The organism is Pseudoalteromonas qingdaonensis (assembly GCF_038739665.1).
Classification (GTDB): Bacteria; Pseudomonadota; Gammaproteobacteria; order Enterobacterales; family Alteromonadaceae; genus Pseudoalteromonas; species Pseudoalteromonas qingdaonensis.
This window is the reverse complement of the sequence record NZ_JBCGCU010000018.1, coordinates 1-21994: the sequence shown is the minus strand read 5'-3', so window position 1 is coordinate 21994 and position 21994 is coordinate 1. Positions and strand designations below refer to the sequence as shown.

20 protein-coding genes are annotated in these 21994 nt (G+C 50.6%); 5 read left to right on the top strand and 15 right to left on the bottom strand.

What is annotated here, in order from left to right:
- Positions 1–24: 24 nt before the first annotated feature.
- The 10 genes from WCN91_RS13475 to WCN91_RS13430 form a co-directional block, all read right to left on the bottom strand.
- The gene (locus tag WCN91_RS13475) at positions 25–846 is read right to left on the bottom strand and encodes a peptidoglycan DD-metalloendopeptidase family protein (protein WP_342679882.1); all 822 of its coding nucleotides are present in this window, start codon (positions 844–846) and stop codon (positions 25–27) included.
- An 18-nt stretch (positions 847–864) separates the two neighbouring features.
- Positions 865–1443 (bottom strand): YqaA family protein, encoded by a 579-nt coding sequence (locus WCN91_RS13470; RefSeq protein WP_342679880.1) that lies wholly within the window; start codon positions 1441–1443, stop codon positions 865–867.
- A 9-nt stretch (positions 1444–1452) separates the two neighbouring features.
- Positions 1453–2091 carry a protein-L-isoaspartate(D-aspartate) O-methyltransferase gene (locus WCN91_RS13465; protein ID WP_342679878.1) on the bottom strand — a complete coding sequence of 213 codons (639 nt, stop codon included), beginning with the start codon at positions 2089–2091 and terminating at the stop codon, positions 1453–1455.
- A complete protein-coding gene (surE, locus tag WCN91_RS13460) occupies positions 2081–2839 on the bottom strand; it encodes a 5'/3'-nucleotidase SurE (protein ID WP_342679876.1) in 759 nt (252 codons plus the stop codon). Before surE ends, WCN91_RS13465 begins: the two co-directional genes overlap by 11 nt.
- Complete coding sequence (gene truD / locus WCN91_RS13455) at positions 2817–3914, bottom strand: tRNA pseudouridine(13) synthase TruD (RefSeq protein ID WP_342679874.1); 1098 nt, start codon at positions 3912–3914, stop codon at positions 2817–2819. The genes surE and truD overlap by 23 nt, the downstream gene beginning before the upstream one ends.
- A complete protein-coding gene (gene ispF / locus WCN91_RS13450) occupies positions 3911–4390 on the bottom strand; it encodes a 2-C-methyl-D-erythritol 2,4-cyclodiphosphate synthase (protein ID WP_342679871.1) in 480 nt (159 codons plus the stop codon). Before ispF ends, truD begins: the two co-directional genes overlap by 4 nt.
- Positions 4387–5085 carry a 2-C-methyl-D-erythritol 4-phosphate cytidylyltransferase gene (gene ispD / locus WCN91_RS13445; RefSeq protein WP_342679870.1) on the bottom strand — a complete coding sequence of 233 codons (699 nt, stop codon included), beginning with the start codon at positions 5083–5085 and terminating at the stop codon, positions 4387–4389. Before ispD ends, ispF begins: the two co-directional genes overlap by 4 nt.
- Before the next feature lie 17 nt (positions 5086–5102).
- A complete protein-coding gene (gene ftsB / locus WCN91_RS13440) occupies positions 5103–5393 on the bottom strand; it encodes a cell division protein FtsB (RefSeq protein WP_342679868.1) in 291 nt (96 codons plus the stop codon).
- Positions 5393–6049 (bottom strand): hypothetical protein, encoded by a 657-nt coding sequence (locus WCN91_RS13435; RefSeq protein WP_342679866.1) that lies wholly within the window; start codon positions 6047–6049, stop codon positions 5393–5395. The genes ftsB and WCN91_RS13435 overlap by 1 nt, the downstream gene beginning before the upstream one ends.
- A gap of 78 nt (positions 6050–6127) precedes the next feature.
- On the bottom strand, positions 6128–6604 hold the full coding sequence (locus WCN91_RS13430; RefSeq protein ID WP_342679864.1) for a DUF2947 family protein: 477 nt from the start codon (positions 6602–6604) through the stop codon (positions 6128–6130).
- Between the two features lie 140 nt (positions 6605–6744).
- Between WCN91_RS13430 and WCN91_RS13425 the strand changes: the two genes are divergently transcribed.
- Both WCN91_RS13425 and WCN91_RS13420 read left to right on the top strand, forming a co-directional pair.
- Positions 6745–7590 carry an AAA family ATPase gene (locus WCN91_RS13425; RefSeq protein WP_342679862.1) on the top strand — a complete coding sequence of 282 codons (846 nt, stop codon included), beginning with the start codon at positions 6745–6747 and terminating at the stop codon, positions 7588–7590.
- On the top strand, positions 7590–8789 hold the full coding sequence (locus tag WCN91_RS13420) for a vWA domain-containing protein (protein ID WP_342679860.1): 1200 nt from the start codon (positions 7590–7592) through the stop codon (positions 8787–8789). The genes WCN91_RS13425 and WCN91_RS13420 overlap by 1 nt, the downstream gene beginning before the upstream one ends.
- 2 nt (positions 8790–8791) lie before the next feature.
- Here the strand turns inward: WCN91_RS13420 and WCN91_RS13415 are convergent, their stop codons facing one another.
- The 3 genes from WCN91_RS13415 to WCN91_RS13405 form a co-directional block, all read right to left on the bottom strand.
- Positions 8792–9985 (bottom strand): NRAMP family divalent metal transporter, encoded by a 1194-nt coding sequence (locus tag WCN91_RS13415; protein ID WP_342679932.1) that lies wholly within the window; start codon positions 9983–9985, stop codon positions 8792–8794.
- Between the two features lie 170 nt (positions 9986–10155).
- Positions 10156–10662, bottom strand: a complete 507-nt coding sequence (locus WCN91_RS13410) for a DUF3087 domain-containing protein (protein ID WP_342679858.1) — start codon at positions 10660–10662, stop codon at positions 10156–10158.
- A 94-nt stretch (positions 10663–10756) separates the two neighbouring features.
- Positions 10757–12136: a Na+/H+ antiporter NhaC family protein gene (locus WCN91_RS13405; protein WP_342679856.1), complete on the bottom strand. Its 1380-nt coding sequence runs from the start codon at positions 12134–12136 to the stop codon at positions 10757–10759.
- 130 nt (positions 12137–12266) lie between these two features.
- Here WCN91_RS13405 and lysA point away from each other — a divergent pair, with 130 nt between their 5' ends.
- The gene (gene lysA / locus WCN91_RS13400; RefSeq protein WP_342679854.1) at positions 12267–13490 is read left to right on the top strand and encodes a diaminopimelate decarboxylase; all 1224 of its coding nucleotides are present in this window, start codon (positions 12267–12269) and stop codon (positions 13488–13490) included.
- A gap of 293 nt (positions 13491–13783) precedes the next feature.
- A complete protein-coding gene (locus tag WCN91_RS13395; RefSeq protein WP_342679852.1) occupies positions 13784–16801 on the top strand; it encodes a carboxypeptidase regulatory-like domain-containing protein in 3018 nt (1005 codons plus the stop codon).
- A 317-nt stretch (positions 16802–17118) separates the two neighbouring features.
- On the opposite strand, the gene pbp4b is transcribed toward WCN91_RS13395, so the two are convergent.
- Complete coding sequence (pbp4b, locus tag WCN91_RS13390) at positions 17119–19566, bottom strand: penicillin binding protein PBP4B (RefSeq protein ID WP_342679851.1); 2448 nt, start codon at positions 19564–19566, stop codon at positions 17119–17121.
- A gap of 359 nt (positions 19567–19925) precedes the next feature.
- On the opposite strand from pbp4b, the gene WCN91_RS13385 reads away from it, so the two are divergent.
- Positions 19926–20771 (top strand): MurR/RpiR family transcriptional regulator, encoded by an 846-nt coding sequence (locus tag WCN91_RS13385; protein WP_342679850.1) that lies wholly within the window; start codon positions 19926–19928, stop codon positions 20769–20771.
- Between the two features lie 40 nt (positions 20772–20811).
- On the opposite strand, the gene WCN91_RS13380 is transcribed toward WCN91_RS13385, so the two are convergent.
- Positions 20812–21795, bottom strand: coding sequence for an IS110 family RNA-guided transposase (locus tag WCN91_RS13380; protein WP_425416017.1), 984 nt, complete (start codon positions 21793–21795; stop codon positions 20812–20814).
- Positions 21796–21994 lie beyond the last annotated feature (199 nt).

Below are 21994 nucleotides of genomic sequence, written 5' to 3'. Positions count from 1 at the left end.
AAATTACTCTTATTGCCCGTCGAGCTAGGGTAAAAAATTTGCCGGATTGACCGCCTTACCTCTATACCTTATTTCAAACCTAAGTGCAGAGATAGAAGACTCGGTACTGCCCATTTCCGCTATTTTTTGCCCAGCTTTGACATCCTGTTTTTCTTTTACTAGTAAACGCGAGTTGTGCGCATAGGCGCTAAGATAATCATCATTATGTTTCACTATGATTAAATTACCGTATCCCCTGAGCGCGTCTCCAGCGTAAACAACCACACCGTCTGCCGCTGCCGAGATAGCCGTTCCTTTTTTGTTCGCTATTTGCAATCCCTTGAAGCCATTCTCACGGTTGGAGAAACCTTGCGTTACTTTCCCCTGGGTGGGCCATTTCCACTTTAGTTTGTTAGCAGAACCTGACGATTTGCTAACATTTTTTTTACTAGTTGCATTCTGAACATACTCCCGTTGCACCGGCTTAGCAACCTCTTTCTTGAAATTTCCGCCTGTTTTTTGTCTTATTTCTCTAGGCTTTTTACTCGAATTAAGGTATCTTTCGCGCTTTTTCTTTTTTAGCCACTGCGACTCTAGATAGATGAGTTGATTAGGATAAATGGTATAGGGAGGTTTAATGCCGTTTATTTGCGCAACTTCGCGAACGTCCTTTTTTGCACTAAACGCAATGGCGTAGAGGGTATCGCCTTTTTGCACCCGGTAGTGCTCACCGGTTATGTGAATTTTGCGTGTCACTTTGGCCTGACCAGTTTCCAGGGAGGAAACGGGTGCTGGCCCAGTACGGGAGGAGCAGGCGCTGATAACAAAAGAAACCAGCAGCAATAAACTGGTGTTTTTGAAACTCATGCAGCGCCCTTCCATTAGCTAGCGGAGTACTAAATATAAAACGATTGCCAGGCCCACGACAAGCCAGCCTAGAACTTCTACATATTGGCGCAACTTTTCTTCCATGCGCGCACCGCCCCATTTCATCAGCGCTGCCACCAAAAAGAAACGCGCTCCACGACCTATGGCCGAGGCCAGTAAAAACGGCAGAAATGCCATCTGTAACAGGCCAGCGCCTATGGTAAAGACCTTATAGGGAATGGGCGAGAAGCCGGCGATAAACACCACCCAGATACCGTATTCCTTAAACCAGGCCAAGGCATGATCAAACTTATCCTGCCACCCCATGGAAGCTATCAAGGGCTCGACCACAGGTTCAAACAGCCAATATCCCAGGGCATATCCCAGAATGCCACCGATCACCGAGGCCAAGGTAGTCAACAAGGCAAAGCGCCAGGCCGAGCTTGGTTTGGCCAAACACATGGGAGCCAGCATAACATCCGGTGGGACGGGGAAAATTACAGATTCAGCAAAACTCATTCCGGCAAGATAACGCTCAGCATGGCGGTGTCTTGCCCAACGCAGCGCGGCGTCGTACAAAGCAGTAAAAAGGCGCAAAGAATATCCTTAAATTATATCGCCAGGCACCAAGGGTACGAAACGTACATCGGCTATGACTTGTTGTTTAAACTCATTTTCGCAGCGAGTATACAGCATCAATTTTTGCTCTGCATCGCCAATGGGAATTATCATGACTCCACCTTCATCAAGCTGCTCCAGCAACTGCTGCGGCACGCTTGTCGCTGCGGCGGTCACTATAATGCCCTGAAACGGTGCTTGCGAGGTCCAGCCTTTCCAGCCATCGCCATGTTTCATGGTCACATTATACAAGTCGAGCTTATGTAAGCGTCGCTTCGCCTGCCATTGCAGGGCCTTGATGCGCTCCACCGAATACACCTTGTCAAACAGCTGCGCCAGTATGGCACTTTGATAGCCCGAGCCGGTGCCAATTTCCAGCACCTTATCGCGCACCCCATGCTGGCGTAATATCTGGGTCATCAGCGCCACAATATAAGGCTGAGAAATGGTTTGTCCCTGACCAATAGGCAAAGCAGTATTTTGATAAGCCTTATGTTGCAATACATCATCGATAAACAGATGACGCGGCGTTTTCGCCATCGCCTCTAGCACTTGCTCATCGCTAATACCTTCTTGAGCCAAAAGCTTGACCAAGGAGCCGGCGCTACGCTGATAATTAGTGATCATTTTCCAGCTCCGCTAACCAATGCTGTAAAGGGGCGATGCTTTCTTTAGCTGTCATGTCCACACTCAATGGTGTGACCGAAGCATAGCCCTGGCGAACTGCCTCAAAATCAGTGCCCTCACCTGCGTCCAGCTCAGGCCCAAGAGAGCCATACCAATACACGACACGACCCCAAGGGTCACGCTGTACCGTCATGGTTTCGGCCTTATGTCTGGCGCCTAACCGGGTCACCTTAACACCCTTTAACTCGCTGTAAGGCACATCGGGAACATTGATATTGATGATTTGATCATTGGGTAAGGGATGGCTTCGCAACTTGTTGATTATATCCACCGTCACCTTGGCGGCGGTTTCAAAGTGTATACAGTCATGACCAACCAGGGACACGGCAATGGCTGGCAGACCCATATGGCGCCCTTCGGTAGCGGCGGCGACCGTGCCCGAATACAAGGTATCATCCCCTAAATTGGCACCATGATTAATACCGGCCACCACCAGATCCGGCGGCTCAGGCAAGAGCGCATTAAGGGCCACATGAACGCAATCAGTGGGCGTGCCATTAACACTGATAAAGCCATTTTCTAATTTTTGCGCCCGCAATGGATTCATTAGTGTGAGCGAGTTACTGGCGCCGCTGCAATTGCGATCTGGGGCGACCACATCAACGTCGGCTATCTCTTTTAATGCTTGATGCAGGGTCGCTATGCCCTTGGCATGTACGCCATCATCATTGCTCAGCAATATCTTCATCCTGACTCCTTGCAATACTGTTTTCGCACTGGCGGTAATCCACCAATTCTCGTAACAACGCCGTGGCAAAACACCCTTTTTTCAGAGAAAAGCTCAGCTCAATCGAGTCGCTCGTGGGCATTTTCACCTGTAAATTCTCGGGATATAAGCGCAGCATGCGACGCTCGGTTTTTAAACCTATCTCCGCCAAACCCTGACACCAGCTCTGATAAGGCTGCAACCAATCTTGCTCTTGTTCAACCAGGCCCTTATCACCCTTACCAACCAAGGGAGCCGACAACTCTATGTCGCCTTCCACCAATCGAGTAATGTTTTGTGGGGTGATGGCATCGGTAAAAAATGCGTTGCTGCCACTGAGCATAAAGACTTCATGTTGCAGGGTTTTGGCAAGACCATGCTCGGCCACGCGCAGGCTGACTATCTGGTTAAAAATATAAGAGCGGGCAGCGGAGATCACCATAGACCTTAGTTTGCGGTCGCGGATCTGCTCGCCGGCAAACATGCGCTCGGCCATCACCAGGTTATGGCCATCGTGACCAAAGCGTTGCTCGCCAAAGTAATTCGGCACCCCTTGGCGCACCGCATTAATACGGCTAAGCACAGCCAGTGGCTCACTCACCTCACGCAGCACTATGGTAAAACGGTTGCCCTTATGGCAGCCGGTACGCAGCTTGCGACCGTGGCGCACTTGTTTGGCGACAAAGATTTGCTCATCGTTAAGGGCACTAAAGTCGAGCTCCTGTTTAATTGGCACGGGCACGCTAAACCATTGCGAGCACACACCTTGGCGGTCTTTTTGTCCGGCGTAGCTGACTTCACGCGGCGCTACCTTGGCAAATTTGGCGATTTTCTTGGCCACATTAACGGTATTGATACCGCGCTTGATCACATGCAAACACACATGCTCACCACTGCCATCAAGCTCAAAGCCCAGCTCTTCATCAACCATAAAGTCTTCCGGCAGGCGCTTAAACACCGCCGTGGCGGTCGGCTTGCCGTATAAATACTGCAGCGAGGCTAATGGGTCATTTTTCTCCGATGCTTGTTGCTCGGAGGTTGAAGGCTCTTGCTTCATGGTTGCTGCACCAAAAGCGCTACCGCATGGGCGGCAATGCCCTCTTTACGCCCGGTAAAACCGAGCTTTTCCGTGGTGGTGGCTTTGACATTAACCTGATCTAAACTGACCGCCAGATCCGCCGCCAGGCAGGCGCGCATGGCATCAATATGCGGGCGCATCTTTGGCGCTTGCGCCACTATGGTAAGGTCGACGTTCGCCACCACAAAGGCGCGGTCATGCACCTCGGCCATAACACGGCGCAGCAGAATACGGCTGTCGATGCCGGCAAATTCTTCGCTGGTATCGGGAAAATGCTTGCCTATATCGCCCAGTGCCATGGCGCCTAGCAAGGCATCACACAAGGCGTGAATAGCCACATCGCCATCTGAGTGGGCGATAAAACCTTGTTCATAATCGACCTTTACGCCGCCGATAGTAAGCGGCCCATGACCGCCAAAACTATGTACGTCAAAACCATGGCCTATTCGAATCATAAAATCTCCGTCATTTGTTGCCCTAACAGGAAGTCGGCAAGTTGCAAGTCTTCTGGGGTGGTCAACTTAAAATTATCGCTGCGACCGGCGATTAAACGCACCGGGTGCCCGGCCCATTCCATCGCCGAGGCTTCATCGGTAATGGTGGCGCCACAGGTTAAGGCATCACGCAATGCCTGGCGTAATTGGGCATAAGGGAAAAACTGCGGCGTCAGCGCCTGATAAAGATGCTCGCGCTCTATGGTTTGCTGCACATGACTGTCACCACGCTTTATGGTGTCGCGCACCTTGGCCGCCAGTATGCCGCCCTCGCCATGGTGCTGACACTCATGAATTAAACGTTCGATATCGGCAGGGCTCACCAGGGGCCTGGCGGCATCATGCACCAGCACCCACTGGGGTGGATTTGCCTCAAGGGCATCTAGGGCGGCAAGTACGGAATCGGCGCGCTCTTTGCCGCCAATAACGGTGTTCACAAATTGAGAGTCTATGGGCAGCTCGGCGAAATACGCGTCATTGGCGCCTATGGCCACGGTGATACTCTTTACCGCCGCCACTTTGGCAAGCTTATTCAGGCTGTGCTCCAGCACGGTTTTACCCTGTAATTGCAAATACTGCTTAGGGTGTTGAGATTGCATCCGCGCGCCAACTCCGGCGGCGGGCACTATGGCAATAATGCCGTGATTTTCACTCATATAACTACTTTGCGTTATTATTTTGACTCAGATTGTTTACTCGGTAACACCCGATAAAACACCTCATCAGGCTTGATCATACCCAGCTCATGACGGGCACGCTCTTCCACCCCTTCCAAGTCCAGTTTTAAGTCTTGTATATCGGCTTCGAGTAACTTGTTACGCTTATTTAATTGCTGATTGGTTTGCTCATGGTTGGCCACCGCCTTGGTTAAACGGCTGTAGTCTTCGATGCCGTTGTGACCAAACCACAACAAATATTGCAGATACAGCAACAATGCCAACAAACCCAATTGGAATAATCGCATTAGCTTTCCTTCATCGGCAGTGGTTGCTTAAAGTTTTTCCAGTTAATCCGTGTTGTTAATAGCATTTCTCTTAGGCTCAAAGTCCGTGGTGAGCTCACCTTAAATTGTTGCCAGCGATGGCCGCAACAAGCCGGGGTAAAATGTTTTTTATTAGGTACCAGTAACTGCACATCCTGGGCCGAGCTTAATCGCGTATCGCGATATTGACCATCGAGATCAAACCAGCCCGCCTGATTACAATGCAAACGGTTGCTGCTAACTTGATCTAGGGTATCTAGCATCACAAATTGCAATCGCCCCTGGGTAACCAGTAATGGTACTAAAATACCAACTTTGGCATAAGTGCTAAAAAACGCTAAATTCGCAGATTTATCGCCTTGCGGCGGTTTACTCGCCTGTTTGGCTATCCAGCTGCCATTTTGCCCATCTAAGGTTAACGGGCAATGACCATGAACTATATGAAAGGCGGCGCGTTCCACGTAATAAGGCAGGCTATCGAGCAAACGAGCCAGACGTGTACCATCGCCTTGATGCGTTAATTGCTGGCTTAAGCGGTGCAACTCACGGGCATAAAAGGCATTACACAACTCGGCATACAGCACTCGCTGTTGATCGAGTGCAAATAAATCTGCTTGCTGCGATGGTTGTTGCCGCACATTGCCTCCCACTGGTTGTGCTTAAGTTTATACCATAGTTGCGCAAAATTTGAGAAGCGCAATGGGAGGCAAAGGTAATTACTCTGGCTGTTGGCCCAAACGGGCAAAACCCGACTCTAAAAACTGCACCACCTGCGGGCGCTTTTTACCAATTAAGAAACTGCCATCGGCCAGGAACATAAAGTTGTGCCAGTGTTGCTTAAACACATCAAAGCGGGTTTCAATGACCTCATCACGACTAATGCAGAAATACACAGTGGTGTTGTCCTGCCAGTCCAGGTGAGCAAGAATTTCCTCAGGGATAGCGTCACCGGCTTCAAACGCTCGCTCCCAGAACACATCGCTATGGGGCCAGTGCTGCGCCTGTTTAACCCAATCGGCATCGGTGAAAAAGTCCGGGTGGTCTTTGTCACGGCTGATAAAGGTGGTCCACAACACCGCCGCGCGGGTGGCTGTCATGGGTTTGATCTGCGCCAATTGTGGCGCCGGAATTAAAAGTTCTTGGTGTCGAAACACCCACGCCTTAGCGTAGTCATCCAAAGGAAGATAGTTCATTCGTGCTTATGCCTGCTGCACTCGTTTAATGGGGCATTATACGCATCTCGGGCGGCGCTGTCACAAGCCGACTTGGTAGTAAATGCCAACTATGGCAGACTAGGCTAATTCGATGTCTGACCAGTGTTAGGAATTTCCACGTGCATTTTGATTCTACCGACCATTATATTGCCAGCAGCGCCTTGAAACAGGCGGTCAATGCCGCTATCGCTTTAGAAAAACCGCTTTTGATAAAAGGTGAGCCGGGCACGGGGAAAACCCTGTTAGCGGAGGAGCTGGCGAAAAGTATCGGTAGCGAATTGATCCAATGGCATATCAAGTCCACCACCAAAGCCCAGCAAGGCCTGTATGAGTACGATGCGGTATCGCGCCTGCGCGACTCGCAACTGGGCGATGAGCGCGTGCATGATATCGGCAATTACATAGTTAAAGGCAAACTGTGGCAGGCCTTTGGCGCCAAGGAGAATGAGCCTCGTCCGGTGCTGCTGATAGACGAAATAGACAAGGCCGATATCGAATTCCCCAACGATCTGTTGTTGGAGCTCGATAAAATGGAGTTCTTCGTTTATGAAACCGGTGAGCGCGTCCGCGCCGAGCAACGCCCGATTGTGATCATCACCTCAAACAACGAAAAAGAATTGCCGGATGCCTTTTTGCGCCGTTGTTTTTTCCATTACATCGATTTTCCCAACACCGAGGAAATGCACAAGATAGTCGCTGTGCACTACCCGGATATCAAACAAAAGCTGTTGCGTGAGGCCTTAGAGGTCTTCTTTGGTTTACGTCAGGTGGATGGGCTGAAGAAAAAGCCTTCCACCAGCGAGCTGTTGGACTGGCTTAAGCTTTTGATGGCCGAAGATATAGCGCCCGAGGTTTTACATGGCAGCGCCGCCAAGGGTGGGCTTATGCCGCTCTTTGGTGCTCTATTGAAAAACGAGCAGGACGTCTCCTTAATTGAAAAACTGGCCTTTATGAGTCGCCGCTAATGCTTATCGAGTTTTTCTTCACCTTAAGAAAGTACCGCCTGCCGGTCAGCCTGCGAGAATTACTCGACCTCATTGGTGCATTACAGGCCGGGGTAGTGTTTGCCGACAGCGAAGCCTTTTATCATCTCGCTCGCACTATTATGGTGAAGGATGAAACCCACTTTGACCGCTTCGACAAGGCCTTCGCCGATTACTTTTCTGGCATTGAAGATATCGATCTGCTTGAGGCCTTAAAGGCGCAATACCAGATCCCCGAGGACTGGCTGCGCAAGGAGTTTGAAAAACAGCTAAGCGCCGAAGAGAAGCGCCAGCTTGAGGCCATGGGTGGCCTTGAAAAACTAATGGAAGAGCTGAAAAAGCGTTTTGAAGAGCAACAAAAACGCCATGCCGGCGGCAATAAATGGATAGGCACAGGCGGCACCTCGCCCTTTGGCGCCTATGGCTATAACCCTGAAGGAGTACGCATAGGTCAACCCGGCTCGCGCCAGCGCCGCGCCGTTAAGGTGTGGGATAAACGCCAGTACCGCAACCTCGACAGTGAGGCCGATATCAGCTCGCGGACCATGAAACTGGCACTAAAAAAGCTGCGCCGCTTTGCCCGCACCGGAGCCAGCGATACCTTGGACTTAGGCGCCACCATTGCCGCCACTGCCAAACAAGGGGGCATGCTGGATGTGAAGATGGCACCGGAGCGCCATAATGCCGTTAATGTGATTATGTTGTTCGATATCGGCGGCTCCATGGACGACCATATTCAACTGTGCGAGCAGTTATTTAGCGCCGCCCATGGCGAGTTTAAACACCTGGAGTTTTTCTATTTCCATAACTGTGTTTACGAGCAGGTGTGGCAGGATAATGCTCGCCGCTATGACAAGAAGATAGACACCCACAGTCTGATGCAGCGTTTTGGCCGCGATTACAAGATTATCTTTGTCGGCGATGCCACCATGGGGCCTTACGAAATCGCCTCCCCCGGCGGCAGTGTAGAGCATTGGAATGAAGAGCCCGGCGCCGCCTGGCTGCAGCGCATCACCCAGCATTTCGACAAGGTGGTGTGGCTGAATCCACAGCCGCAGACGCATTGGCGCTACTATCATTCCATCGAGATGATCGACCAGTTAATGGCCAAGGGCGAACAAAGCCGTATGTTTCCCCTGACCTTGGACGGCATCAGCGCAGCAATAAAAATGCTGACCTAGATTTATCCCCAGCGCTGCCAAATCTGCAGGCCGATAAAGCCTAGACTAAAGCCAACCAAATAAGCCAATCCCAACCAGGTTAACAGTCGCAACCACAGCGCTTGTTTAATCTTGGTTTGGCGCACCAGGCGCATATTCAACCAGGCAAATACCGGTGTGGTTAAAAATGCCAGGGTCATGGCGAAGGTTAGCATCTCTTTTAAATTACTTTTGAAAAACAGAATAACCGCCATCCCCGCCACCGCCTGCATCACTAGCCAGGTATTTAAATGCTTAGGCAAGGGCCAGTTTGGCATCAACTTACTGCCTGTGTACAAGGTTCGCGCATAGCCATCGAGTACCGTTAAGGTCGTTCCCAACATACATAAAAAGGCCACGGTGGCGATAAGCCAACGCGACCACTCGCCCATGGTATGGGTGTACATATCTATCAACTGCTGGGCAAAGGCCACACCCGCCAGGGCAATTTGGGTATTACCACCATATTGAATAAGCACTCCCAAAGAGCAAAATACCAGTGCCAGTAAAGCGGTGACGATAAAGCCGAAGTTAAAATCGAATAGCCCAGCCTTGAGTGGCACCTGGGTTTGTTGTCGCTTTGCCTGCAACCACAAAGAGCTGGCCACGGATATTTCAATCGGCGCCGGCATCCAGCCCATCAAGACCACAATAAAGCTTAAGGCCGTCAGCGACAGCAGATCCGGCGGGGTAAAGTCAGCGGCTGCATTCATAGGTACACCGCCGCTTTTCAGCAGGGCTATCACTAGCGCGGCTATGGTACTGATGGCAAGCACCGCCATTATCCATTTAGCGGCACTGTCGAGGGCCTGATAATGCCCAAGCAGCAAGAGGGTTAGGCAAAATAGCAGAATTACAATACAGAGCACCGTCATACTAAGGGCGCCGCCGACCACATAATGCAGCAGCGCCGCGGTCAACAGCAGCACCCCGGCGGTATTAACTATGGCAGCGAGAATATTGAGGGCAAAAAAGCAGTAAAAATACCAAGGGCCCTGACTTTTATAGCCGGACACCAGGTTATTGCCGGTAACTAATGTGTATTCAACACCGAAACGGAAAAACGGATACTTCAACAGGTTGACGACCAGGATAAGCCCTATCATTTGCCAGCCGAATAAGGCCCCGGCCTGAGTTGAAGCCACCAGATGCGAACCGCCAATTGCTGCGGTCGCCATTAAAATGCCTGGCCCTAAGGCCTTGATATACTGCCAATACTGCACTGGAACACTCTTTATAATTTTTATATTGAGTCCCAGACTAGGGGAGATGGTGAGTGTTTTCAACCGCCTTATTGCGCGCCGCAGGCAAGGCGCCCGTCTGTACAGGCGCACTATAAGATAGAGGGCTACAACTGTTTCAGGTATTCGCTCTGGTAACGGCTGGCGTCGGCTTCAACATTATAACGCTCGGCCAGGGTGTCGAGCTGAGCCTGGGAGATGGCCAATTCATCCATGGTGATGGTGTTATCATCCAGCTGCCATAACTGTCTTGAGCCGGCATAATTAAATTGCAGTGCATGCATGGCCTGCACATCGCCCTGCTCCGCCGCCGCCTTAATCTTGCGCAGCTTGCGGGTGATCTGATTAAGCGCCTGCTTCAATCGCCACACATACACCACCTCGGTCATAAAGGGATGATGCTCGACACGTTTAAGAGCAAAACCTATGGCGATACAACTGACTACAACACCCAGCAGATTCCAATGAAAATGACTGCCACTGTCGCTTGGCAGGGCAAGGATCAGCACCCGGGCGATACCCAAACTACCCACTACTAAGGCAGCGATACAGGCAACTATCACTATATTAAGATGTTTGCGGTAGCGGGTTTTATCTATCTGTTCCAAGGTCATGCTGGGCACCCTAATGAAAATAAAAAGCGGGGGCATTATACCCCCGCCTGTTGGCAATAAATAGCGCTATGTTAACGCCGACTTAGCCTGTTTCTTAAAGTATTGCCAGGCTCACCAGGAAGTAGGCAACCAAGGTTAAAGCACCACCCACCAGAGCATAAGGCATCTGGGTTTTCACATGGGTAAGCAAGTCACAGCCGGAGGCAATGGCCGACACCGCACTGGTATCTGAGATTGGCGAGCAGTGATCGCCAAATACACCGCCGCCTAAAATGGCGCCAAGCACCAGCGATGGTGGCAGACCCAGGGTTTGGATCAGCGGCACACCAATGGGAATAAGAATGGCGAAGGTGCCCCAGGAGGTGCCCGTGGTAAAGGAGATCACCGCACCGGTTAAAAACAGCATGGGCACCACCAAGGTGATAGGCAGGTAATCACCCACCAGGGAGGCCACGAAAACGCCGGTTCCCAGCTCTTTAAGGCTGGCGCCCAAGGTCATGGATAATAAGACTATGGCCACCAGAGGCAATAACTCACCCATGCCTTTAAAGCCCATTTCAACCAGTTGATGATGGCTGAAAAGCTTGCTGGCACTGAGCAGGAAATAGGCCACAACACAGGATAAGATGGTGGCGTAAAGCACCGACTTAGAGCCACTGCCAGAGGCAATATCGCCATTGCCGGTCCAGAACATAAAGCCGACCATGGACAGCACCAGGGTCAATAAAGGCACCAGCATAAAGCGAGCCTTGGTGCCCTTGTCAGCCTCGGTAGGCACATTCACTTCCAAGCGCTCAAGCTTTTGCTCCGCTTCCTTCATAGGACCATGAACCTTATCAAAGGCGATGGTGTAGGCGACTATCAACAAGGCGATAATGGCATAAAAGTTATAGGCAACACTGCCCCATAAAATACTGACCGCCGATTGCTCCAACTCATAGTTGCTCAACAGCCCGAGCACATAGGCGCCCCAACCATTAAGCAAAATAAGGATACATACAGGGGCGCTGGTACTGTCGATAATATAGGCCAGACGGGCACGGCTCATTTTAAACTTATCGAATAGACCGCGCGACAGAATACCCGCGGTCAAGACACTGAGGTTAGACTCGATAAACACGGCAATGCCGGAAAACATGGTTAAAAAACCCACCTGGCGCTTTGACTTGGCCACGCCCTTGCCGATTAACATGTTCACGGTTGCGGCCACGCCGCCGGACTCGCGAATATAGGCAAGCAGCGCACCAATAAGCACACTAAAGAGAATGACGCGGCTGTTACCCGGCGAGGATGCCGTCGCTACCACACGCTCTATGGTATTGATAAAGGTATAGAATAAGGTATTACCCTCGCCACTTATCGCCAGTAAGAACTCGGATGTTGCCACGGCCAACAACAGGGCCATGATCACTTCTTTACGCCAAAAGACGATTGCAATTGCTACCAGCGGCGGCAAAATGGAATACCAAGACATGGTGTTATCCTTGTTATTATAAAGCTTGAATAGTCTTGCAAATGAGCATAGATTATTCAATTAGTTTTCATTTAACTGTAATTTTTTAGTTATGCAGCCACTTCCCTACTTTCCTTATGTGGATCAGCACATGCAGGTTGAAGATGTCACCATCGGCGAGCTTGCCAAACACATCCCCACCCCATTTTACTGTTACTCGGCTGCGGCTATTGCCAGTAATTATCAGCGCTACAGCGATGCGTTTGCAGGACTGGATAGCTTAATTTGTTATGCCGTAAAAGCCAACTCCAATCAGGCAATTTTAGCCACTTTGGCGCAATTGGGCGCCGGTGCCGACACGGTTTCCGAAGGCGAGATCCGCCGCGCGCTAGCCGCTGGCATTAAGGCGGAGAAAATTGTCTTCGCCGGCGTGGGTAAAAGCGAGCAGGAAATCCGCTATGCCCTGTCCCAAGGCATCTTACAATTTAATGTTGAGTCCGAGCCGGAATTAGAGCGCATCAGTGCCCTGGCGGTGCAAATGAATACCACGGCACGTATCTCTATTCGCGTAAATCCGGACGTTGAGGCCAAAACCCATGCCAAGATCACCACGGGTCTGGCGGAGAATAAGTTCGGCATTAATATCGACTTGGCGCCCCAGCTTTATATTAAGGCGGCGTCTTTGCCAGGCATAGAAGTGACGGGTGTAGATGTGCATATCGGCTCCCAGCTGATTAACCTGGAGCCCTTTGCCGCCGCTTTTGCCAAGGTTGCGGAGCTAGTAAGCAGCCTAAAAGCGCAAGGTATTACCATTAAAATCATAGATATAGGTGGTGGTTTAGGCATTAATTATGGCGAGCACAGCGATGAGCCGGATATCCGCACCTATGCCGAGCATGCCAAACAACACTTAGGTCATCTTGGCTGCAAAATCATAGTCGAGCCGGGACGCTCCATGGTCGGCAATGCCGGTGTCCTGGTATCAAAGGTGGAATATGTAAAAACAGGGCAAGAGCGCACCTTCTTGATCCTAGATGCGGCCATGAATGACTTGATCCGCCCGAGCATGTACGACGCCTATCACCATATTGCTACCGTGGAGCAAAAGCCCAACCAAGCGGTTTATGACATAGTCGGCCCGGTGTGCGAAACCGGCGACACCTTCGCCAAAAGCCGTGCCCTCGGCGAATGTGAACAAGGCGATCTGGTTGCCATTATGGGCGCCGGAGCCTATGGCGCGGTGATGGCATCACACTATAACTCCCGCCTTAATGCCCCTGAGGTACTGGTGAGCGGCAAGCAATACAGTATTATTCGCGAGCGCATCAGCTTTGATACCCTGCTTGCCATGGACACCCTGCCAGCCTGGCTTTAAGCCCTAGCTTATTAAAATTGGCCAATTAATTTTGGCCAATCTTTACCTTCTTTTTATATAGATAACAAACTCCAAGGCAGCACGGCGACTCCTTTGAGGCGCTTTTTCACACCACTATTTTCATACTTTATTTTCAAAATAAAAAACATTTAGAAATAAATATTCTTGATTAATCCCAGTAACACTTGTTTAATATATATGCAACAAATGGATAGGTCGCGCCATCACTAACAGGGTAAACAACAGGTTCACAGTCCAAAAGATAAATAAATTATTATAAGGATGGGGATACAATGAAACTAAATCACTTCCACCTCAGTGCATTGGCGCAGGCGAGCTATCGCGCCATGCGCGCACCAAAAACAGCGATCACTTCCACCCTGATTGCTGCGGCCTTTATCAGTGCTCCGGCACTGGCGGCCTTGACCGGCGGCATCAAGGGCACGGTTATCGCCGAGCAAACCGAACAGTCCATGGCTGGGGTAACGGTCACCGCGCGCTCCAGCGTTATGCCCAAAGCCCGTACCGTGGTCACAGGTGCCGATGGTAGCTTCGATCTACCCCAATTAAAGCCCGGCACCTACGAGCTCACCTTCACCAATAAAGACGGCGCCAGTCAAACCCTGACTGTGCAGGTATTGTTAGAGCAGACCTCTAAGGTTGATGTGGAGCTGAGCCTGACCGGCGACAAGACAGAGGTGATCACCATTACTGGCAGTCGCTTATATCGCCAGGGTAATTCCTCGCTCACCAACTCCCTGGGAGAGAAAGCTATTGAAGGAGTGCCCATAGGCCAGGACTATCGCGACCTGCTTAAACTGGTGCCCGGCGTCGAGCTGTCTGAAAACTCTGTCCTCGGCCCGTCGGCCGGTGGCTCAGGGGTGGATAACTCCTATGGTTTTGATGGCGTTAATGTGTCCTTGCCCATGTTTGGTAACCTGGCATCCGAGCCTTCCACCCACGATGTGGCCTATGTCACCATGGACAGAGGCGGCGCCAAGGCCGTTGACTTTAACCGCTCCGGCGGCTTTGCCATCAACACAGTATCCAAGTCCGGCACAGACGAGTTTACCGGCTCGGTGGAATATAAGGTGCAGCCCAAAAGCCTGGTTGCCTCTCCCGTTGGTCAGGAAAGTTATGAAACGGATAAGAGTTGGATAACCGCTAACCTAGGCGGCCCGCTGATTGAGGATACCCTGTATTTCTACACCTCCTATTACCGTCCCGAAGAAAAGCGCAGCAACAAGGATACAGCCTACGGCGATGTGAAAAACTATAAGAGCGAGCGCGATGAGTTCTTCGGCAAGCTCACCTGGGCGCCCAGTGATGACCTGTTATTCAACATTTCTCAGCGTATTTCCGATAAAACCGAAGAAGGTGCCTCAATCGGTGAATACGAACCCGACAGTGTGTCCGTTGGCGGCGACACAGAGCAGGATATTTTCACCCTCGACGGCTCCTGGCTGATAGATTCAAACACCACCTTATCGTTTCAGTACAGCACCTTTGATCTACAAAGTAGTTCGCGCCCGGATACCGAGCTTAATTTCCAGCCGTCACTAAGCGGCACCCTGGATGTCAACAACCTGGATCAAATGGGCTACTTTAATGTGCCCGAACTGCGCGGCCCAAGTAACGACTATACCCCAGAGCAAATTGCCGCCTATAATGCCGGTGCGGCGACGCTGATCGAGCAGTTCGGTTACACGGAAAACGGCATGAAAATGGGCGGCGGTGGCGTCGGTGCCTATTTGCAGTACGACGACCAGGACTTTTACCGCGATTCATTTGAACTCAAGCTAGATCATGAATTTAGCTGGGGCGATACTTATCACACCCTGCACTTTGGCGGGCAATGGTCAGAGGGTAAGGAGGTACTTACACGCTTCTCCAATGGCTGGGGACGAATCGACTATGTTGGTGGCTTGGATCTAAGCCAGCAAGCTGGCAATGACACCCCGGTTATTTATCGCGCCCTGGTGCAACAAATGAGCCTGGTAGGCAGCGGCGATTTAGCCCCGGCCATCACCTCAGAAACCGAGACTCTGAACTTCGAGATTAACGACACCATAGAATATGGCGATTGGACCTACAACATAGGCGTTTTAGTCAGTCGCGACACCTATTATGGTCAGGGCCTGCGCCCTAAATCCGGCACCGTCTCCGGCTATGAGTTGGCCCCGGGACATAAGTACAAGATGTATGAAACCGACTGGAGCGATATGATACAGCCGCGCCTGGGCGTGAAATGGAATTATGCCGATGAGGATGACGTCTTTGTCAACTTTGCCATCTATAACCCGGAAACCAGCTCCCTGGCTCGTGCCGCCTCCTGGGACAGGAACAATCGCAGTGCCATTGACGTTGAATTTGATGCCAACGGCAATGTTATCTATGCTGAGCCCCGTGCTTCTTCTTCCGGTAAGCTATTCCAAGAAGGTATGAAGCCGCGCCGCATTAATGAATTCACCCTGGGAACTACCAAGTATATGGGCGAAGATCTGGTGCTGCGGGCCCATGTGCGTCATCGTAAAGGCCTGCACTTTTGGGAAGATATGCCCAATAATGCCCGTCTCACCAACTATGATGGTATCAATGCCCCGGGTGTACCGGCAGACATTGCCGCCCAAGGTTTATACATAGAGAACTTGCAGGATATACGTAATGAAATCGGCGGCTCCTCCTATGTCATAGCCGAGGTAGATGGTGGCGAGACCAAATACTGGGAAGCCAGCTTTGAGGCCGAGTATATGGGCGATAACACCTATGTAAATGCCTCCTATGTATGGAGTCACTACTATGGCAACTTCGACCAGGACAACACCACGGCCGATAACGATGCCAACACCTTTGTCGGCTCCTCCTGGTATGGTGACGGCATAGGCCGCTATCCCTGGGATTACCGCTATGGCACCCTCTCTGGCGATAAGCCACATAAGCTCAAGGTCTACGGCTATTACACCACGCCTTGGGAAGCCAATATCGGCGCCTATTTTGTCTTCCAGTCGGGTCGCCCTTGGGAGAGGTGGGATGGTAATCTCTATGGCAGCAGCTCCAGCCACACCAGCCGCTATGCGGAGCCGGCAGGTAGCCGCCGCAGTGCCAGCCACTGGCAATTGGATCTAAACTACAGTCAGGACTTCACCGTCTATGGCGATTATGCGCTGCAATTCCGCGCCGATATCTTTAACCTGTTCGACCGTCAAACCGGTTATAACAACGACCCTTATTTTGTAGACAGTACCTTTGGTGAACCCCGTAACTATTACAGTCCGCGCCGAGTGCAACTGTCATTGAAATTTGCGTTCTAAGCCAAGATAACAACCTAAGATAGACCAGCGCCCTTCGGGGCGCTTTTTATTTCAATTCTGTATGCAAGGTGCCATAAATGGCGGTAGTAGAACAATGCTGGAGCAGCTACCTAGCAGGCTGACATATATGCACACCCTTTGACATGTCGGCGCAAAGCACCGACCTACAAGGCTAAAGCCTCGCCTACAGGTGTTTGTGATATCTGGGCTGACAATCGAACTCATGATAAGCAAAAAAAACGGCATCAAGAGATGCCGTTTTGGGTGATACCCGGGCAGGGGTATCCTGTGTTAGTCGTTACATTTTCGAGCCTAAATTAGCGAGCCAAAATGGCTTCATAGACACGGGTGATCACCGAACCGTATTTCCCCGTTTCAAATTCTTTGCCTTTAAATCTATAGTCGCTTTGCGAACCGGTCACTTGGCTGTGCCGGGCATTGGTAAACAGCACTATAGCTAAATCATATTCCGGATCTATGACAGTTACTGTGCCGGTCCAGCCCGTGTGTCCGTATGCCCTTGGGCTGGCGTAGGGGCCAAAATGCCATTTACGCGCGCCATTTCCGGCGCGGCGCCAACCCAGGCCATAGCTTTCATCCCTAGCCCTGGGCTTAATAAACTGATCGACCACCTCGGGCCTGATTAACTGCACTTCACCATAACTCCCCCGGTTTAGCAACAATTGAGTGAGTTTTGCCACGCCTTGCACATCGGCAAACAAACCCGCATGTCCAGCCACCCCGGCCAGGGAATAAAAAGCCTTTTCATCATGCACCTCGCCTTGGAGCACATGATCCCGTACGCCCTCGAAATGCACCCGACCACCTCGGGTGTTGCCTTCAATCTCGGTGGCCGCTATCTGCGAAGGTATAAAGCCCTTTTGCAGCGGATTAAATACCAGGGTATTGAGCCCCAAGGGCGCAAACAAGCGGCTTTCCACATAGGCATCCAGGGGCATCTTGGTAATACGTTCAATCAAAACACCGAGCAGCATATAGTCGACATCGCTGTAAAGGTGGCGCTGCTCCCGCATCATTTCAAAGGGCACACCACGGATTAACAGCTGTTTGGTGCGCTCGCTATTAAGGGAATAAAATGGCTTGCCGAGGTGATTATCGGCGCGATGAAAGTCCACCACCGCTGGGTAACCTGCGCTGTGAGTAAGCAGGTCTTTCACCAGCCGTACCTCGCGTCCCTGGCCGGTATATTCCGCCAAGTAATGGCTGATAGGTTTATTGATATCGAGACGCCCTTGCGACACCAGATGCATCAGCGCCAAATTGGTGGCAAACATCTTGGTATTAGAGGCAATATCAAACAGGGTGTCCTCGGTCATGGGCTGGGCGGGTAGAGAGCCTTCACCCTGATTAACACGGGCATAACCATAGGCGCTGAGCTTCACCAATTCGCCCTTGTGTACCACGCCAAGCACGGCGCCGGGGAAGCCCTGCTCGACCTCGCTTTGAATAAGCGCATCCACAGCGGCGAAGTCAATGGCGCCCTGCTTCGTTTTTAGCTCGGGGGCAGGAATACGAATACTCAGCTTGGCATCCTCAGGAAAGACCGACTTAATATGCAAGGTATTGACGCCATCTCGGGTGCGCCTTGCCAGCGAATAGCGGTAGCTGTGACCGGTCTTTAAGGGCCGGGCGATATTAATGGTTTCGCCATTAATAAGGATCTCGGCGCGCTCGGCATTAATGTTATCTATGATGATCTCGCCGCGGCGGCGATAGGACTTAAACTGGTATTTGTTGTTTACATCGACCCGTGAGCTAACATCGCGCTGGGGATATTCGATATAAAGCTGCTCATGACCCAAGGCGGCAAACTCCTGTGGTTGCTCGGCCAACTCCTGGTAAAGTGCAAAGTTTTTATCCGCCTTTTTCGACTTATAACGTTTAAGCAGAGCGAACAAGACCGCCGCCGTTTTCGCATCCGCCTGGGCATTTACCTGCCAGGGCAAAAAGTGTGTTTGAAATGCCTTAAGTACATCCAGTGTTTGCTGATCGAGCCGAGCGGTCACCGCAATCCCATAACCATAATCCGCCAGCGCTTGCTGTATCACGGCCACAGAAGGCGGCGCGGCGCTAAAGTGGCGCCAGTAATATTCCACATCCTGCTGTTGATACCAGGCGCCTACGCCCGCCTTATAAAGCTGATACCAGGGGAAACGAGGACCCGGGTCGAGTTTGCGTCCCGGTGCTATATCCGCATGCCCGACAACCTGGGTCGGACCAATATCCGGATTGCGCGCGAGAATATCCTGACTAAGGGCGATTAATAATTCGATTTGTTTGGGATCATAATCGGGGAATACACAAAACGGCTCAGCACCATATTCAATGGTGGCAATCTCCGGCTCCATACTCGGCGCCCTGTCGCTGCAACTGGGTACATTCACCACCTCAATGCCGATGGAGTGGTCATTAAGATCACTGCGCCCCTGCCAATAGCTATTCCCCGCATGCCAGGCCCTGTCCTGCTCTTTCACCAGCTGCAGAACTTGCAGCTCACGCTCACCATAGCTGGGATCCTGGCTTTCAGGCACCAGGTAGTGGGCGCTTAAGCCGCCTTTTTCCACCAGCACGCGCTCAGACTTTTCATAATCAATCGCAGTGTAGTGCATCACCAAAAATTTAATGCGCTTAGAATAATTATGTGACTGCTTGAAATCGTAGCCAGAACTGCAGCTGCTCAGTAAAAATAACAAGGGCAACGACAGCAGACTCTTGCAGCGCATCTGCAAAGATTCTTTATCCATACCAACCTATAGCGAAAAAACTATGCTTAAGCACAGGGTCTTGAACTTATAAACGCAACAACAACCCACCAAGCGTACAGTAATATATTATTTCTTTCAATTTAAAATATATGGAATATATATTCTATATATTATTCCATATTCCCCGCAGGGATAAGACAAATGGCGCAGATAAAATGAGTAACCACTTAAGCATCCCTTTATTTACACCGACTCAAGAGCGCACCTAATCGTAAATTTTTTATTCCTTTCATTTGGAATATCAGGTTACACTGTGATTATTATGTCCTTGTTACCCCGCCAGCCAAAGCGCACCAGAGCCGGGGAACTGAGAAACCAACAATACTAAGTAACTTCTTATGTCGACATTTGTAAAAATTAAAGCACTGCGTAAGTCTTTTTCCAGTAGCGAAGCCAAACTGGCCGATTTTACGCTAAACAGTGCGAATGCTATTCGCGACCTCTCCTCCATTGAGTTGGCCAAGGTGGTCGGCGTAAGCCAATCGAGCGTGGTTAAGTTTGCCCAAAAGCTCGGGTATAAGGGCTTCCCTGCCTTTAAGCTGGCGGTTATTGATGCCATGAATTCAGAATCTCCAGCCCCTAAGCTGCACGGTAAGATCACCCTTAATGATAGCCTAGAGCAGATTGCCGAAAAGCTGTTAAGCAGCAAGATGGCGGTGTTAACCGAAACCAAAAACCTTAATGAAGCCCAGTCCGTTGAGCAGGCGGTGGCCCTGCTTAAAAATGCCCGTCGCGTTGCCATTTGCGGCCTAGGTGGTTCGGCTCTGGTGGCCAAAGACTTTGCCTATAAGCTGCAAAAGTTAGGCATAGCCGCCATCGCCGAAGCGGACGGTCATGCCCAACTGGCCTATGTGTCGACCCTAGGCAAGGACGACCTGGTTATCGCCATCAGTGAGTCGGGTAAAACCCGGGAAGTGGCAGAAGCGGCGCATCAGGCTCAACAGAATAATTGCCCCGTGATTGCGGTGACCAAATTTGGCTCCAGCCCGGTGGCGGATTGCGCCTCGGTGAACCTCTACTCTGTGGCCGAGGTAGAGTCGATTCGTCTAAGCTCAATTCTGGCGCGCACGGCGCAGGACTTTGTGATCGATATTCTCTTTATCGCTCTCACTCAGGCAACGCGCCCGGGGCGTAAGTTGTTGGAGCATTCCAACGATGTGGTGAAGGCATTTCGCGAAGGTTAGTTGTAGATACCATCTCTCATAACCAGCCTCAAGTGCATTTTTATATGACTTGAGGCTGATATTCTTGCTGATTCTTGATTACGCCATAACATATTTGCACAAGCTTTCTCATATTCGCGCCAAGGACTTGCATGGAGGTTTTACCGCGCTTAAGCAGTGCTTCTTTTTGTAGCCTTACACTCACGTTGTATCTCCCTGCCACAATCGCCGCCATATAAAGCTTAGCGCGTAACTTAGCAGGGCCAGTTTTAGTTAACGTTGTGCGGCCTTTGAGTTTCCCTGACTCATGCAATTTGGGGATTAACCCTGCATACGCCCCCACTTGCCTGGCATTGCTAAACTGTTTCGCTGCAAACAAGTAGGTTAACTCCCGAGACAATACAGGACCTATACCCGGAATGCTTTCTAAAAGCGCTCGGTTGCGCTTAAGCTGTGGGTTGCCATTAATGTGGTTGTTAATGTCCTGCTTAAGCTTTTCTATTTCACTTTCAAGCGTGCATATCATGTCTTTAAGAGACAATACAACACGCTCAGACGACAGGCTGAACTCACTTGAATCCAGGCGGTTAAGTTCGCGTTGGCGGTCTGATTCAAGGGTGTCTAAACGACGCAGTAAGGCTTTTAGTACACGTATTTCTTTTGCTTCTGGCTGCCATAACGCGAGATTGCTTTGCTGCGCACAACCGTAATTGGCGAGCATGAACGCATCGGACTTATCTGTTTTGTGAGTCAGGTTAATTGACTCTGCGTATTGCTTTGCCTTGCCGGGATTAGCAAGGAGAATATTAAAGCCATGGTCGTGTAAGAAGTACATTATCGACTCGTGATAAACCCCCGTTGGCTCTAATATGAGCACCATGTGCTCAGGGGCTGCTTTGACTGTTGCCTGTAACCAGTTTTTCAGACTCTCATGGCCTGCTTGTGTATTTTTGATTACTTTGGTTTTTCGTTTACCTGTTTCGCTCTCTTTCAACCAGCATACATCACATTTATTTTTGCTAATGTCTAAACCAATAAATTGCATCATCTCGATAGACTCCCCTTGTACATACAGCATCAACTTGCAATAAGTGCGCTAGGATACCATTCAGTTTATTGAGTGATAGAAGTGAGGGTCTAATCTACATCGCAGCATTGTTATTGCTAAGGTCGGCCACAAACTCACTCACTTCCGATGTATTAGGTGATAGCTAATCATCTAATACTGAGAGATACAAGGTCGG